This window comes from Streptomyces longispororuber (assembly GCF_014656095.1).
GTDB lineage: Bacteria > Actinomycetota > Actinomycetes > Streptomycetales > Streptomycetaceae > Streptomyces > Streptomyces longispororuber.
This window is the reverse complement of the sequence record NZ_BNBT01000025.1, coordinates 55,844-70,597: the sequence shown is the minus strand read 5'-3', so window position 1 is coordinate 70,597 and position 14,754 is coordinate 55,844. Positions and strand designations below refer to the sequence as shown.

General features: G+C 73.8%; 14 protein-coding genes. 11 read left to right on the top strand and 3 right to left on the bottom strand.

Annotated features, from left to right (window positions below; all coding sequences use genetic code 11):
• Both IE330_RS11520 and IE330_RS11515 read left to right on the top strand, forming a co-directional pair.
• Positions 1-362, top strand: a 362-nt coding sequence (locus IE330_RS11520; protein ID WP_190135827.1) for a helix-turn-helix transcriptional regulator, incomplete at its 5' end; no start/stop codon positions are given.
• 70 nt (positions 363-432) lie between these two features.
• On the top strand, positions 433-1,095 hold the full coding sequence (locus IE330_RS11515) for a LysE family translocator (protein ID WP_190135826.1): 663 nt from the start codon (positions 433-435) through the stop codon (positions 1,093-1,095).
• A 74-nt stretch (positions 1,096-1,169) separates the two neighbouring features.
• Here IE330_RS11515 and IE330_RS11510 read toward each other — a convergent pair whose 3' ends face one another.
• A complete protein-coding gene (locus tag IE330_RS11510; protein WP_190135825.1) occupies positions 1,170-2,291 on the bottom strand; it encodes a winged helix DNA-binding domain-containing protein in 1,122 nt (373 codons plus the stop codon).
• 301 nt (positions 2,292-2,592) lie between these two features.
• On the opposite strand from IE330_RS11510, the gene IE330_RS11505 reads away from it, so the two are divergent.
• The 4 genes from IE330_RS11505 (at position 2,593) to IE330_RS38820 (ending at position 6,807) form a co-directional block, all read left to right on the top strand.
• Complete coding sequence (locus IE330_RS11505) at positions 2,593-3,768, top strand: magnesium and cobalt transport protein CorA (RefSeq protein ID WP_190135824.1); 1,176 nt, start codon at positions 2,593-2,595, stop codon at positions 3,766-3,768.
• Between the two features lie 177 nt (positions 3,769-3,945).
• On the top strand, positions 3,946-4,335 hold the full coding sequence (locus tag IE330_RS11500) for a DUF6023 family protein (protein ID WP_190135823.1): 390 nt from the start codon (positions 3,946-3,948) through the stop codon (positions 4,333-4,335).
• A 178-nt stretch (positions 4,336-4,513) separates the two neighbouring features.
• Positions 4,514-5,251 carry an alpha/beta fold hydrolase gene (locus IE330_RS11495; protein ID WP_190135822.1) on the top strand — a complete coding sequence of 246 codons (738 nt, stop codon included), beginning with the start codon at positions 4,514-4,516 and terminating at the stop codon, positions 5,249-5,251.
• Positions 5,252-5,406: 155 nt separating this feature from the next.
• Positions 5,407-6,807 (top strand): PP2C family protein-serine/threonine phosphatase, encoded by a 1,401-nt coding sequence (locus tag IE330_RS38820; RefSeq protein ID WP_229925562.1) that lies wholly within the window; start codon positions 5,407-5,409, stop codon positions 6,805-6,807.
• Positions 6,808-6,913: 106 nt separating this feature from the next.
• On the opposite strand, the gene IE330_RS11480 is transcribed toward IE330_RS38820, so the two are convergent.
• Positions 6,914-8,377: an aminotransferase class I/II-fold pyridoxal phosphate-dependent enzyme gene (locus IE330_RS11480; RefSeq protein ID WP_190135821.1), complete on the bottom strand. Its 1,464-nt coding sequence runs from the start codon at positions 8,375-8,377 to the stop codon at positions 6,914-6,916.
• A gap of 145 nt (positions 8,378-8,522) precedes the next feature.
• Here IE330_RS11480 and IE330_RS11475 point away from each other — a divergent pair, with 145 nt between their 5' ends.
• The 4 genes from IE330_RS11475 to IE330_RS11460 all read left to right on the top strand — a co-directional run bounded on the left by IE330_RS11475 (position 8,523) and on the right by IE330_RS11460 (position 12,473).
• Positions 8,523-8,909, top strand: coding sequence for a DUF8129 domain-containing protein (locus IE330_RS11475; RefSeq protein WP_190135820.1), 387 nt, complete (start codon positions 8,523-8,525; stop codon positions 8,907-8,909).
• A 264-nt stretch (positions 8,910-9,173) separates the two neighbouring features.
• Complete coding sequence (locus IE330_RS11470) at positions 9,174-9,887, top strand: GAF and ANTAR domain-containing protein (protein ID WP_190135819.1); 714 nt, start codon at positions 9,174-9,176, stop codon at positions 9,885-9,887.
• A gap of 502 nt (positions 9,888-10,389) precedes the next feature.
• Positions 10,390-12,102 (top strand): aa3-type cytochrome oxidase subunit I, encoded by a 1,713-nt coding sequence (gene ctaD / locus IE330_RS11465; protein ID WP_190135818.1) that lies wholly within the window; start codon positions 10,390-10,392, stop codon positions 12,100-12,102.
• On the top strand, positions 12,099-12,473 hold the full coding sequence (locus tag IE330_RS11460; protein ID WP_190135817.1) for a hypothetical protein: 375 nt from the start codon (positions 12,099-12,101) through the stop codon (positions 12,471-12,473). Before ctaD ends, IE330_RS11460 begins: the two co-directional genes overlap by 4 nt.
• Before the next feature lie 204 nt (positions 12,474-12,677).
• Here IE330_RS11460 and IE330_RS11455 read toward each other — a convergent pair whose 3' ends face one another.
• Positions 12,678-13,280 carry a TetR/AcrR family transcriptional regulator gene (locus IE330_RS11455; RefSeq protein ID WP_190135816.1) on the bottom strand — a complete coding sequence of 201 codons (603 nt, stop codon included), beginning with the start codon at positions 13,278-13,280 and terminating at the stop codon, positions 12,678-12,680.
• Between the two features lie 176 nt (positions 13,281-13,456).
• Between IE330_RS11455 and IE330_RS11450 the strand changes: the two genes are divergently transcribed.
• A complete protein-coding gene (locus IE330_RS11450; RefSeq protein ID WP_190135815.1) occupies positions 13,457-14,566 on the top strand; it encodes an FAD-dependent oxidoreductase in 1,110 nt (369 codons plus the stop codon).
• The last annotated feature ends 188 nt before the right edge of the window (positions 14,567-14,754 follow it).

Sequence of the window (14,754 nt, the reverse complement as noted above, 5' to 3'; positions counted from 1 at the left end):
AGGAGCCCACGCTGCTGTTCCCCGAGGCCGGGCCCGCCGCCTGGGAGCGGGTGCGCGAGGCGCACGGGGCCCTGCGGGCGCTGGCCGCGCGCGCGGCGGACCCCGCCCTGCGCGCCGAACTCCTCGCGGTCTGCACCACCCTGACCTCGGCGGGCACCACGCCCCCGGTCCCGCTGGCCCCCCGCGAGGTGGACGTGCTGGCCTGCGTCGCCCTGGGCGCGACGAACACGGCGGCCGCGGAGCGCCTGGGCCTGCGGCCGGAGACGGTGAAGGGGTATCTGCGCTCGGCGATGCGGAAGCTCGGCGCGCACACGCGCTGGGAGGCGGTGGTGGCGGCGCGCAGGGCGGGGGCGCTGCCCTAGCGGTCCACGGCTGCGCCCGGCAGTGGCAACACCCGCGCGCACCGCGCCTTTTGCGGGTTCAATGGCGGGCATGGTGTCCCTCGACCGCCTTCTGGCCTTCGCCGCGATGTCGGCCCTGGTGATCGTCATCCCCGGGCCGAGCGTGCTGTTCGTGATCGGGCGCGCGCTCGCGCACGGGCGGCGTACGGCCGTGGCGACGGCCTTCGGCAACGTCGCCGGGTCATACCTGATGATCGTGGCGGTCGCGTTCGGCCTGGGCTCGCTCCTGGAGCGCTCGGCCACGGCGTTCCTGGCGGTGAAGCTGGCGGGCGCGGCGTACCTGGTGTTCCTCGGGGTGCAGGCGTACCGGCACCGGCGGGAGCTGAGGGCCGAGGCGATCCGCGCCGCCACGGCGTCGGGCGGGGCCGGGCGCGGCCCGCGCGGAGACCTGCGCACCGTCCTGGACGGCGTCCTCGTGGGCCTCACCAACCCCAAGGGCATCGTGTTCGCGGCGGCGGTCCTGCCGCAGTTCGTAAACCACGCGGCGGGCCACGTCCCCGTACAGATGATGCTGCTCGGCCTGGTGCCGATCTCCATCGGCCTGGTGACGGACACGCTCTGGGCCCTGACGGCGTCGGCGGCCCGCACCTGGTTCGCCCGCTCGGACCGCAGGCTCGCGATGGTGGGCGGGGCGGGCGGTTGCACGATGATCGGGCTCGGCCTGACGGTGGCGGTGACGGGGCGCGCGGACTGAGCGCGAGCGCCGGGGGCGCCCGCCCGGTCCGCGGGGACGAGGCGGCCCCCGGCGCCCGCCCACCCGGCGCCCGCTCACCCGTCGGCCACCGCCCCGAACCGGACGTCGTACGACGGCGCCCCCGAGGCCAGCACCTCCGCCGTTCGCACCGCCTCATCGGCGACGGCCGCGCGCAGCTCGCGGCTCAGCTCCTCGAAGGCCTCGACGACCACGACGACGGAGCCGTCCTTCGCCTGGTCGAGCCGCCACAGCCCGGCGAGGAACCCGTCCACGAGGAAGGTGCTGAGGGCCTGGTTCCCCTTCCACGTACGGCTCTTGTGGGCGGCGGGGACGACGCGGGAGCGGTCGACGTGGGAGAGCAGGAGGTTGTCGTACTCCGGCAGGAAGCGCGGCGGCGCCGGGGTCCCGGGGTCCGGGCGGGGCGCGTCGGGCAGGTCGAAGAGCTCCACGCCGCTCTCGTCGCAGAACGTGCGCAGCTCGGGCCGCAGCCGTTCGAAGGCCTCCCGCAGCCGGGTGACGCCCGCCCAGGCCTGCATGTCCTTCACCGAGGCGGGCCCGAAGGCGGCGAGGTAGCGCCGCACGACGCCGTCCGGCGCGGGCGCCTGGGCGAGCGGCCGGCCGAGCCAGTGCTCGGCGGTGGTGAGCGCGACCTGGCCGCCGCGCCCCCACAGGCCGCGCGGGGTGACCTGGACCAGCGGCAGGCGGGCGCGGGCGGCGATGCCGAGCGACTGCGGGTCGGCGTCCGGCCAGTGACGGGCCAGCTCGGCGCGGATCCGCGCGGGCGTCCGGGGCTCCTCCTCGACGTACGCGCGGGCGACGGCCGCGAGCCGCTCCAGGTCGACGCCGTCCAGCCCCTTGCGGAACATGCGCAGCTCACGCTCGATGGCAGGCTGGCTGAGCGGCCGCAGGACGAGCAGGTCATCGGCGGTGAGGGTGTGCACGGTGGAGCGCATGGTGACGGCCCGCACGGCCGCGCGCCGGGCCATCAGCTCGGAGAGCTCCGCCGGGTCGAACCCGTCGAGCCGGGCCGCGAGCGCGACGTACGGCGGCTTCACGTTCTGCGCCTGGAGCCCCACGAGGTGGGTGAGCGCGTCCTGGGCGGACATCGGCGCGCGGCGCAGCAGGAGCTGCCGGTCGAGGTAGGCGCGGTTCAGGGCGCGGCGGCCGAGGACCGGGGCCGACGGGGTCTTCGTCATGCCCCGCACGCTAACGCGACTTGCGGACAGGGACGGTCCGCAAGCGGGCGGGGCCGGGGCGGAGGGGCACGGCCGGGGCGGAAGGGAGCGGCCTGGGCCGAAAGGAGCGGGGCCTGGGCCGAAGGGGGGCCGCGCCCGCACCATCTGCCGCATATATCCTGCTCAGGGACCACCGGTCCACGGCCCCGCCGGTCCACGGGGCCCGAGGCCCGGCGCGCGGGCGACACCGCGGGCACGAGGCACGTACGACGGACATACGACGGACAGGCGAAGCAGCGAACGGCGACAGGAAGGGCCACGGGTGACTCCGGAGCGACCGGCACACCGCCCCCACTCGACGCGCAAGCACTCGTGGCGGCGCGCGGCGGAGCGCCGCGGCCCCGAGCGGTCCACGCCACCGCAACCGCCCGCCGACGCGCCGCGCCCCCGCTCCCAGCACACGGGCAGGCCGCAGGGGCCGAGCGTCGTACAGGCGGCCCTGTACCGCGACGGCGTCCGCGTCTCCTCCCCCGCGACGCTCGCCGAGACCTACCGCGAGCTGCGCACCCGCCCCGACGGCATGGCGTGGATCGGCCTCGCCCGGCCCACGGAGACCGAACTCCTCTCCCTGGCGGCCGAGTTCGGCCTGCACGAGCTGGCGGTGGAGGACGCGATGGAGGCCCATCAGCGTCCGAAGCTGGAGCGGTACGGCGACACGCTCTTCGTGGTCCTGCGCGCGGCGCGCTACCTGGACGCCCCCGAGGAGGTCGACTTCGGCGAACTCCATGTGTTCGTGGGCCCCGACTTCGTCATCACGGTCCGGCACGGGGCGGCCCCCGACCTGTCGGCGGTGCGCCACCGCATGGAGGAGGACCCCGACCTCCTGCGCCTCGGCCCGGAGGCGGTCCTGTACGCCATCCTGGACGCGGTCGTGGACGGCTACGCACCGGTGGTGGCGGGCGTCCAGAACGACATCGACGAGATCGAGACCGAGGTCTTCAGCGGCGCCCCGGAGGTGTCCCGCCGCATCTACGAACTGGCCCGCGAAATGGTCGAGTTCCAGCGCGCGACCCGCCCCCTGGTCGGCATGCTGCACGGCCTCATGGCGGGCTTCGCCAAGTACGGCACGGACGAGGAACTCCAGCGCTACCTGCGCGACGTGGCCGACCACGTCACCCACACCAGCGAACGCGTCGACGGCTTCCGCCAGGCCCTGGCCGACATCCTCACGGTCAACGCCACACTGGTCACCCAGCAGCAGAACGCGGAGATGCGCGCCCTGGCCGAAGCGGGCTTCGAACAGAACGAGGAGATCAAGAAGATCTCCTCCTGGGCCGCCATCCTCTTCGCCCCGACGTTGGTCGGCACGATCTACGGCATGAACTTCGACCACATGCCCGAACTCCACTGGACCTTCGGCTACCCCTTCGCGATCCTCCTGATGGCGGTGGTCTGCACGAGCCTGTACTTCATCTTCAAGCGACGGGACTGGTTGTAGCGCCCCCCGTCCGCCAGAGGCATGGGCATCGCCGGCTGATGGATGGCATCGGCCGCTTGGTACAGGCCGCAAGCAGCGCGGGCCAGTTGCTCGTCCCGCCGCCGCCTGTGGACGCGGCTCTCCTCCTGTTTGACCTGTCGCGGCAGCTCAGCAGCAGGGGCCGCCTCCTGTGACGCGTTGCAGCGGGCCCAGCGGGCACTGGACGCCTACGCCGACGACGGCACCGACCCCGAGGTCGTCGACACCGACACGTCGTACATCGCGTCAGGTGTGTCCAAGACGTACGCCGCACGCGGCACCAGGCCGTACCGCCTCGACATCACCTGCGACACCCGCGGCGTCGCCGAGCTCACCCTCACCCTCTCCCGCGGCGACGACGAGCAGCCGTACGGCATCGGGTGCGGGGACCCCGAGGCGGATCAGTTCACCATTCCGCCGGGCAAGCCGTTCCGGATCAGCGTGGACCGGGTGAAGAACGGCACCGGCCTGGTCGCGTGGCGCCTGAACACCATCGCCCCGGACGACGTCGAGGGGTGCGACGACGACATCACGGCGTGCGAGGACTGAAAGCCTGCCCCTGAACCATGGGTGACCCACGCGCGCGCCGTCGCGGGGCCACGAGAAGTCACCTCCGGAACCGAGCTGTGCGGGCCCGGGCGCCCCTGCTGATGTGCCCCTGAGGTCGGGCAAGCGGGAGACGGCCTCACATGACCCGGAGCGGCGCGCGCCGTTATGCTCCCGCCCCGTGGACGACGTCGTGGTGGTGCGTACGGGCTCGGGGCCGGAGGTCCTGCTCGTGCACGGGGGCGCCGGCCCGCGGACGACGTGGGGCGCCTTGTCCGCACTGGCCGACCGCTGGACGCTGGCCCACGTCCATCGCCGCGGCTATCCGCCGAGCCCCGCGCCCCGGACCGGTCAGGACTACGAGGTGGACGCCCAGGACCTGGCGCCGCTGCTCGTCGGCCGCCCGCACGTCGTCGCCCACTCCTACGGCGCTCTCGGGACGCTGGTCGCGGTCGCGGCCGCGCCGGGCAGCGTGCGCTCGCTCACCCTGATCGAGCCGCCCCTGGCCTTCCTCGTCCCGGACGACCCCGAGGTGGCGCGGCTCCAGCGCCTCGGCGACGCGGTCCTCACCCACGGAGTGGACACGGACCCCGCCGAACTGCGGGAGTTCCTGCGCCTCGCGGGCGCCGTCGTCGACGACGGCCCGCTCCCGGGTGAGGTGGCCGCCGGCGTCCGCCGCGCGCACGGCGCCCGGCTCCCCGGCCAGGCGCGTCCACGGCTCGACCTCATCCGTCGGGCTCGCGTCCCGGTGCTCGTCGCGTCGGGAGACCACGCGGCCGCGCACGAGCGGATCTGCGACGCCCTCGCGGTCGCGCTCGACGGCGAACGCGCCGTGCACCCGGGCGCCGGACACTTCGTCGCCGCGGCGCCGGGCTTCGCCGCCCGGCTCGACACCTTCCTGCGTACAAGCGCGAACTGACCGAGCGTTCGCCGCGCTGCGACGTGCTGCACCACTCCATCGGGGCGGCCTGCACCGCGGCCGGGCGGGTATGCGGTCCGGGTAGGCAGCGGCGGAGGCGGCAGGAGCCGCCGTGCACCCGGGCCCCTGCCCGGCTCCGGCGGGAGGTGGAGCGTATGGCCATGGACAGCGCCGCGTCCCTGGTGGCGTTGATGCAGGCCAGTCACACCGCCACGCTGGAGGAGCTGCCCGGGATGATCGCGCGGCACGCCGCCGCGGCCGGGATGTACGACACGGCCGTCTTCGTCGTGGACCTCCGCGAGACCGTGCTGCGGCAGCTCACGGGGGAGGGGCCCGGCGCCGGGGACGGCGGGCAGGAGTTCACCGTTCACGGCAGCCTGCCCGGCCAGGCCTACCAGCGCGTGGACCTGCTCGCCGAACCGCAGCCGAGGGGCGGCGGCCTGCGGCGGCGGTGGTGGGTGGCCGTCACCGACGGCGTCGAACGGCTCGGCGTACTGCGGGCCGACACCGACATGGACGGCGACATGGACGTCACCGCCGACACAGGTGCCGACACAGGTGCCGATACGGGTACCGCCGTCGGCACCGACACCGGCACCGACGGCGACACGGACGGCGACATGGGCACGGGCACAGACACGGGCACGGACACGGGCACCGCTGCCAATACCGGCACCGGCACCGACAGCGACAGCCACGGCGACAGCGACGCCGCCGTCCGCCAGGACCTGCGCGACCTCGCCTCCATGGTCGCCCTGCTGCTCCTCAGCAAGCGGTCCTTCAGCGACTCCTTCGCCCGCCTGGTCCGCACCGAGCCGATGAACGTCGCCGCCGAGATGCAGTGGAACCTCACCCCGCCGCCCGCCTACGCCGGGCACGACGCCACCGTGGGCGCGGTGATGGAACCCGCCTACCAGGTCGGCGGCGACGCCTTCGACTACGCCGTGGCCGGCCACACCCTCCACCTGAGCGTCTTCGACGCGCTGGGGCACGACACCACCGCCGGTATCACCGCCAGCGTGGCCGTCGCCGCCTGCCGCAACGCCCGGCGGCAGAACGCCTCCCTGTCCGAGATCAGCGCGCAGGTGGAGGCCACGCTGATCCAGCAGTTCGGCACCAGCCGCTACGTCACCGGCGTCCTGGCCGACCTGGACCTGGAGACGGGGCGGTTGACCTGGGTCAACCGCGGCCACCACCTGCCGGTCCTGATCCGCGGCAACCGGTGGACCACGGAGCTGGCCTGTCCGCCGGCCGGTCCCATGGGCGCCGACCTCCGCCTGCCCGTGACCGAGGCCACCGAGCAACTCCAGCCCGGCGACCGGCTGCTGCTGTACACCGACGGCGTCGTCGAGGCCCGGGACGCCCGCGGCCGGCAGTTCGGCCGGGACCGGTTCGTCGACTTCGTGCTGCGGCACCACTCCGGCGGGCACACCCTGCACGAGACCCTGCGCCGCCTGATGGCCGCGGTCCTCGACCACCACGACGGCAGGCTCGACGACGACGCGACGGTCCTGCTCACCGAATGGCGCTGCGCACAGCAGGAGTTGACGCCGTGAGCCGTGGCGCACGGGGCACCGCCCTGAGCCGTGGGAGACGGGGCGACTCCGTGGACCGCGCGCGGCGGGGCGGGGCCGATCCCGCCGTACGGCAGCCGCGGGCGTACTAGCGGGCCGTCACCCGCAGCGTCCGCGCGGTGGGGTCGGCCGCGTCGGGGATCAGCATCCCGACGGCGGCGCCGCTCCTCAGGTAGTCGACGACGGCCGGGGTGATGACCTCCCCGGGCGCCACCACGGGGACCCCGGGCGGGTAGGGGCTGAGCATCTCGGCGGCGACCCGGCCGACGGCCTCGTCGGCGGGGACCTGCTCCGCCGACGCGAAGAAGGCGTCCCGGGGCAGCATGGCCTGCTCCAGCTCCAGTACGTCGGGCGGTTCGGGCAGTCGCACCGGGGCCTTGGCCTCGATGGTGTCCGCGCTTTCGACGAGGCGGCGCAGCGAGTCGACGAACAGCTCCTCGGTGCGGTCGTCGTCCGCGTGCGTGAGCTGCGCCCCGATCCGGCAGGTGTCGGAGGAGCCGACGTCGATGTGGCAGTGGGCCCGCAGCCACTCCGCCGCCTGCATGCCGCTGATGCCCAACTCCCGTACGTCGACGGTGAGGCGCAGCGGGTCCAGCTCCGCCGTCAGCCCCGCCTCCACGGTCTCGAAGCCCATCAGGCGCAGCCCGGGCAGGGCGGCGACGGCCTCGCGCACGCGTGCCGCGCGGCCCAGGGCCGTCTCCAGCAGCTCGTGCCCCTGCTCGACCATCTGCCGGCGCCACCCGTCGAGCGTCGCGTACACCAGGGACGAGGAGCTGGTGGTGCCCAGCAGGTCCTCGCGCTGCTTGAGCACGTCGGGGCAGACCCGGTCGCCCCGCAGGTGGAAGACGGAGCTCTGCTCGATCGCGCCGCCCATCTTGTGCACGCTGGTGACCACCAGGTCGGCGTCCGCGTCCATGCCCCAGGCGGGCAGCGCGGAGTGGAAGGGCAGATGGGCTCCCCAGGCCTCGTCGACGATCAGCGGGACGTCGTGGTCGTGGCAGACGCGCGCGACCCCGGCGATGTCCGCGCACGAGCCCCAGTCGGTGGGCGTGATCAGCAGCATCCCCTTCGCGTCCGGGTGCGCGCGCAGCGCCCGTCGTACGTCGTCGGGTTCCGGCGGGTGCGCGAGGTGCCGCTCGGCGTCGAACTTGGGGTGCACCCACACCGGTTCCACCCCGTTGATGATCACCGAGGCCACCACGGACTTGTGGGCGTTGCGCGAGATCAGGAGCTTCTCGCCCGGGCCCGCCACCGCCAGCATCGCGCTCTTCACCGACAGGGAGCTGCCGCACGTGGAGAAGAAGGCCTGGTCGGCGCCGACCGCGTCGGCCATCAGCTCCTCGGCCCGGGTGAGCACGCCTTGCGACTCGCGGCGGTCGTCGAGGCCGTTGAGGGAGAGCACGTCCGAGGCGAAGACCCCCGCGCCGACGACGTCGACGACCCGCGGGTCGGCTCCCCGGCCCTGCTTGTGCCCGGGCGGCCCGTACACGACGTCCCCGCGGCGCCGGAACTCCAGCAGCGCCTCCAGCACCGGAACACGGGAGTGGTCCATCGCTGCCTCCTCCTGGGACCTTCCGACCGTACGCTCCGCCCCGGCCGCCCGCATGTCCGACTTCCGGAGGTCTGGACCGCCGCGGGCGCGGGACTTGCCCTGTTGCCCCTGTTCCACAAGGGACCGACGCAGAAAGGACATCCCGATGGCTGAGGAGAAGACGGCCGAGGAGAAGACGGAGACGCGCGTGCCGCGCCACGAAGAGCTGCCGCTGCCCGACTACGACCTCCTCCCGCCGGCGGCCCTCCGGCACCGCGTGCGCACGCTCGACGAGGCGGGCCTGCGCGAGGTGCTCGCCTACGAGGCGGCCCACGGCAGCCGACTGCCCGTGCTCCAGGTCCTGCGCGCACGGCTCGCGGAGCTGCGGGAGGGGGCGGAGCCGTCCGGCGGTTCACCGTCCGCGACCGCGCCGGAACTCGCGCCCGCCGCTGCCACGGGGTCCGCCGTCTCGCCCGCCACGTCGGGCCCGGCGATGAACCCGCCCTCCCACGGCACGCCCGAGAACCCGGCCCAGCCCCGCTCCACCGGCTGACGGACCGCCGGGGCCACCTCACGCGCGCCGGGGTCGGTCGTCCAGGGCGCGGACGTATCGCCCCTGGTGGCGGGCCGCCCTTTCCGTCGCGCCGGCCGGCGACCGGGGCGGCCCGCCGCGGGAGCGTGCGCGGGGCGATCCGGGGCACCCGGGGTGCGCGGCGGGAAGCGGTACCCGCACGTCAGGGGCCCCTTGCCCGTACGGCCGACGCGTACGGCCGGGACGGTCGGGCCCCCGTCATGAGTGAGGGCAGCGGAGGGACGGATGGCGGCCGAGGCGATGAAGGCGGTGCGGCTGGTGGCGGAGGCCGCGGCGGGCGCGCCCGACCGGGAGGTTCCCCGGCGGGTGTGCGCGGCGGTGTGCGAGGGGCTCGGGGTGGACGGTGCCACGCTGTCGCTGCTCACCGACACCCCGTCGCGCCAACTGCTCGCCGCGTCCAACGAGGATGCCCTGCTGCTTGAGGAGACCCAGTTCACGGTGTTGGAGGGGCCTTGCATCGAGGCCGCGCAGACGGGTGAGCCCGTGGCGCTGGACGATCTGTGGCGGGACGTGACGCCCTGGCCCCTGTTCGGGGCGCAGGTGCGGGAGAAGCTGCCGCAGGTGCGGTCCGTGTACGGCTTCCCGCTCTTCTTCGGCGACTACGTCCTCGGCTCGGTCGACCTGCTGGCGTACGACTCCCACGCTCTCGACGCGGAGGCCATGGAGGAGGCGGCCGCCGTGGCCGACGCGGTGACGGCCGCCCTCATGCCCACCCGCGAGATGCTCCTGACCGGTTCCGAGGCCCCGTCGTGGGAGCCGGAGGAGGTGGTGCGCGCCCACTGGTACGACACGTCGCGCGCCGTCGGCACCCTGGCGGCCCGGCAGGGCGTCACCCCGGAGGACGCCCTCGCCCTCCTGCGCGCCCAGGCCTTCCGCACCGGCCGGTCCCTGGCGGCCATCACCGCCGACGTCCTGCGCGACCCACCGCGCACGCCTTAGGCACGCACCGCGGGGGTGACCCCGCGCAGCGCCTTGGACAGGGGCATGGACGAGGTCTCGGTGGCCGGCGGGGCGCTCCGGCCGCCCTCGCCGGCCGCGGCTCAGCCGTCCGGGCGGATGACGGCCCGTACGCAGCCGGGTGTAGCCGATGACCTCGCTGCCGATGTGCCGCTCCGTCATCGCCAGCCGCCGGGGCGCGCCCTGGTGCGCGCCGATGCGCGCCGGGTACCCGCACCCCGTCCCCCTATCGCCGACATGGGCCACGTGTGCAGCGGCAACGGCTGCGGATGCGAACGGGGGAACACCTCCGGTGCGCCAGGGCCGGGCGGGACGGGAGCGCACCCGTTGTGCGAGAACCGAACGGAGTGAGGACCTGAGGGTGTGGACGGCGGTGATCTGGTTACGCGGTACCCGCTCTCAAGCGCGTCATCGCGCCAACTTGGTGGGTTTACGGCAGGTTGATAACCCCATGCGGCACATGTCACTGACGTAAGGAATGTTGATGACTCAACAGGCGGCGCCGGTCACCCTGGTACCGGTCCACGGACGCCGTAGCCGGGGACGCGTGCTCGTCTCGTGGCTGACCACGACGGACCACAAGAAGATCGGGCACCTGTACCTGATCACGTCGTTCGCGTTCTTCCTCGTCGGCGGCCTGCTGGCCATGGCGATCCGGGCCGAACTCGCCCGGCCCGGCCTGCAGATCCTCTCCCCGGAGCAGTACAACCAGTCGTTCACCATGCACGGCACGATCATGCTGCTGCTGTTCGCGACGCCCACCTTCGCCGGGTTCGCCAACGCGATCATGCCGTTGCAGATCGGCTCCCCGGACGTGGCCTTCCCGCGCCTGAACATGTTCTCCTACTGGCTGTTCCTCTTCGGCGGCCTGATCGTGCTCGGCAGCTTCCTCACCCCCCAGGGGGCGGCGGACTTCGGCTGGACCGCGTACACGCCGCTGAGCAGCGGCGAGCGAACCCCGTACGTCGGCGGCGACCTGTGGATCATGGGTCTGGCGCTCTCCGGCTTCGGCACGATCCTCGGCTCGGTCAACTTCATCACCACCATCATCTGCATGCGCGCCCCGGGCATGACCATGTTCCGCATGCCGATCTTCACCTGGAACGTGCTGCTGACCTCGGTGCTGGTCCTGCTCGCCTTCCCCGTCCTGGCGGCGGCGCTGCTGGTGCTCGAGGCCGACCGGCGCTTCGGCGCGCAGGTCTTCGCCTCCGAGAACGGCGGGGCCGTCCTGTGGCAGCACCTGTTCTGGTTCTTCGGCCACCCCGAGGTGTACATCCTGGCGCTGCCGTTCTTCGGGGTGATCAGCGAGATCATCCCGGTGTTCTCGCGCAAGCCCATCTTCGGCTACATGGGCCTGGTGGGGGCGACCATCGCGATCGCCGGCCTCTCCGTCACCGTGTGGGCCCACCACATGTTCGCCACGGGGGCCGTGCTGCTGCCCTTCTTCTCCTTCATGACGTATCTGATCGCCGTCCCGACCGGGGTGAAGTTCTTCAACTGGATCGGCACCATGTGGCGGGGCTCGCTGTCCTTCGAGCCCCCGATGCTGTGGTCCGTCGGCTTCCTGGTGACGTTCCTCTTCGGCGGTCTGACCGGCGTCATCCTCGGCTCACCGCCCCTGGACTGGCACGTCACCGACTCGTACTTCGTCGTCGCGCACTTCCACTACGTGCTGTTCGGCACGATCGTGTTCGCGATGTTCGGCGGGTTCAGCTTCTGGTGGCCGAAGATGACCGGCACCATGCTGGACGCGCGCCTGGAGAAGATCCACTTCTGGACGCTGTTCATCGGCTTCCACACCACGTTCCTGGTCCAGCACTGGCTCGGCGCCGAGGGCATGCCCCGCCGGTACGCCGACTACCTGGACGCCGACGGGTTCACCGCCCTGAACACCGTCTCCACCATCGGCGCCTTCCTGCTGGGCCTGTCGACCCTGCCGTTCCTGTACAACGTGTGGAAGACCGCCAAGTACGGCAAGAAGATCGAGGTCGACGACCCCTGGGGCTTCGGGCGCTCCCTGGAGTGGGCCACGTCCTGCCCGCCCCCGCGCCACAACTTCACCACCCTGCCCCGCGTCCGCTCCGAGTCCCCCGCCTTCGACCTGCACCACCCGGACGTGGCCCGGCTCGACCAGAAGGAGAACACGGGTCAGCGCGACGTCATCGACGCCTCCGGCCACGAGGGCGACCGCTCATGACCAGGCGCCGCCACACCGCCGCGCGGGAGCACCAGGGCGCGGCGCTCGTCCGCGAGGCCGAGGGGTACCTGCTCCTGGAGAGCGAGCGGCAGCAGGCCCGGCGCGAGGCGGAGGCCCTGTGCGCCGGCCTGCCCTGGCTGACCACCGGTCAGGCGGAGGACCTCACCCACCACTACACCCGGCACCGCCTCGCCCTGACCCGGCAGATGCTGCGCGGCACCGTCGAGCGGGCCGCGCAGCTCCGCGCCGAGTACGAGGCCCGCTACGCCGCCCTCAGACGGACCCTGCTGATCCGGCACACCGTCACCGCGGCCCTGATGACCTGCACCGCCACCCTGGCGGGCACGGTCACCTGCCTGCTGACCCGCTGACGGGCACGCACCCCCGCGGAACGGGTGCGGGACGGCCACGGAGCCGCCTCGCACCCGTTTCGCGTTCTCGGTGCCCGCGTGTGCGCGTTTCCGCGTGGGCGTGTGTGCGCGTTTCCGGTCGTACACGTACTTCTTGAGCGCCGCCGGGCCGGAGCGCCGCATTCCGGACCGCCTCCGGCAGCTCCGTCGCCGGGCCCGGCCCGGTCAGGCGTCCGCGGGAGCGCCGGCCCGGCCGGGGGGCCGCCAGCCGTGGGCGAGGATGTCGAAGAGCTGCTCCACGGCCGCCCCGCGGTCCGGGTGGCGCCGGGCCAGGGTGGGGACCTCCAGGACGAAGCGGGCCAGGGCGGTGCAGGCGAGGTCGTCGTGGGCGACGCCGCACTCGTCGGCGAGCGCCGCGCCGAGGGTGTCGGTGTGCCGGGTCCACATGCGTTCGGCGTAGGCGCGCAGCGCCGGGGTGGTGTTGACCAGGCGGGTGAACTCCTCCGCCTGGGGGTGCGCGGCGATCGGCAGCCAGGTGGTGAGCACGTGCTCGCGCAGGGCGTCGAGGACGCCCCGCCCCGCGGGCCGCTCGCGCACGGCCGCGACCAGTCCGGCCTCCGTGCTCTCCTCCTGGTCGAAGACGAGGGCCTCCTTGCCGGAGAAGTGCTTGAAGACCGTGGCGGTCGACACGTCCGCGGTCTCGGCGATGTCCTTGATGCTCACCTGGTCGTAGCCGCGCTCCAGGAAGAGCCGGAGGGCGGCGTCGGCGATCGCCTGGCGCGTGGCGGCCTTCTTGCGCTCACGGCGGCTGACAACGGGCTCGGTCATGACGTGACCCTATCCGAAGGTGCCACGCGACAATCAGTTGTCACATTCTACTTTTCTTTCTACTCTACTTTTCGAATGCGGCGACCGCGTGCTCGGTGCGGCCCGCAGGCCTCGGGCCGCGCTGCGCCGTCGTGGTGCCGCGCGGCCACCCGCCCCGCCCCAGCGAAGGACACCCCATGACATCCCCGCACCCCCGCCACGCCCGGATCCACGTCATCGGCGCCGGGCCCGGCGGCCTGATCTGCGCCCGGATACTCCAGCGGCACGGCATCGAGGTCACCGTGCACGAGCGCGACGCCGGGCCCGGCGCGCGCGACCAGGGCGGCACCCTGGACCTGCACGCCGACAACGGCCAGGTCGCGCTGCGCGAAGCCGGGCTGCTCGACGAGTTCCTCGCGCTGGCCCGGCCCGAGGGGCAGGAGATGCGCCGCCTCGACCCGGCGGGCGCGCTCACCTTCCACCACCTCCCGGCGCCCGGCGAGCTGTTCAAGCCGGAGATCGACCGCGGCCGCCTGCGCGAGCTGCTCCTCGGCTCGCTGCGGCCCGGCACGGTGCGCTGGGGCCAGGGCCTCGACCGCGTCGGCGGGCCCGCGCAGGGGCCGCGGCGGCTGCGCTTCACCGACGGCACCACCGTCGAGGCCGACCTGGTCATCGGGGCCGACGGCGCCTTCTCGCGGGTACGCCCGGCCGTCTCGTCCGCGGTACCGGCGTACACCGGCGTCAGCTTCCTGGAGGCGTGGTTCACCGACGTCGAGGCCCGTCACCCCGACATCGCCGCACTGGTCGGCCAGGGCGGCGCGCACGCCGCCGACGGCGAACGCGGCCTCTTCGCGCAGCGCAACGGCGGCGACCACATCCGCGCGTACCTCATCCAGCGCGTGCCCGCCGACTGGATCGCCGCGAGCGGCCTCGCGGCCGACGACACCGACGCCCTCCGCGACCGGCTCCTGAAGAGCTACGCCCACTGGTCGCCCCGCATGCGACGGATGATCACCGACAACGACGGGCCCTACGTCGACCGCCCGATCCTCGCCCTGCCCGTGCCGCACACCTGGGAGCACAGCCCGACGGTCACCCTGCTCGGCGACGCCGCCCACCTCATGCCGCCGCTGGGGGTCGGCGTCAACCTCGCCCTGCTGGACGCCAGTGACCTCGCCCTGGCCCTCGCGGGCGCCGCGACCGTCGACGACGCCGTCCGCGCCTACGAGGCGGCCATGCTCCCCCGCGCGGCCCGGACCGCCCGCGCCCTCGAAGGCGCCGCGGAGCACCTGCTGGCCGCCGACTGAGCCCGCGCGGGCGGAGCGCGCGGAGCGCTCGGTCACCGTGCCTGAACCTCCCGCGCGTCCCACGCGCCCCACGCACCCGCGCGGACGTGCGTCCGGCGGGGCCGCGCGCCGCGGACGAGCCGGTTCCGTCCCGCCGCCTCCGAGCCGCCGGGTGAGAGCGAACCCACCCGGGGAAGAAGTAGCGGCGA

Coding starts and splice junctions, on each gene's coding strand:
- IE330_RS11515 (WP_190135826.1), top strand. CDS start 433: ATGGTGTCCCTCGACCGCCTTCTGGCCTTCGCCGCGATGTCGGCCCTG.
- IE330_RS11460 (WP_190135817.1), top strand. CDS start 12,099: ATGACCAGGCGCCGCCACACCGCCGCGCGGGAGCACCAGGGCGCGGCG.
- IE330_RS11470 (WP_190135819.1), top strand. CDS start 9,174: ATGGCGGCCGAGGCGATGAAGGCGGTGCGGCTGGTGGCGGAGGCCGCG.
- IE330_RS11480 (WP_190135821.1), bottom strand. CDS start 8,377: ATGGACCACTCCCGTGTTCCGGTGCTGGAGGCGCTGCTGGAGTTCCGG.
- IE330_RS11510 (WP_190135825.1), bottom strand. CDS start 2,291: ATGACGAAGACCCCGTCGGCCCCGGTCCTCGGCCGCCGCGCCCTGAAC.
- IE330_RS11475 (WP_190135820.1), top strand. CDS start 8,523: ATGGCTGAGGAGAAGACGGCCGAGGAGAAGACGGAGACGCGCGTGCCG.
- IE330_RS11455 (WP_190135816.1), bottom strand. CDS start 13,280: ATGACCGAGCCCGTTGTCAGCCGCCGTGAGCGCAAGAAGGCCGCCACG.
- IE330_RS11450 (WP_190135815.1), top strand. CDS start 13,457: ATGACATCCCCGCACCCCCGCCACGCCCGGATCCACGTCATCGGCGCC.
- IE330_RS38820 (WP_229925562.1), top strand. CDS start 5,407: ATGGCCATGGACAGCGCCGCGTCCCTGGTGGCGTTGATGCAGGCCAGT.
- ctaD (WP_190135818.1), top strand. CDS start 10,390: ATGACTCAACAGGCGGCGCCGGTCACCCTGGTACCGGTCCACGGACGC.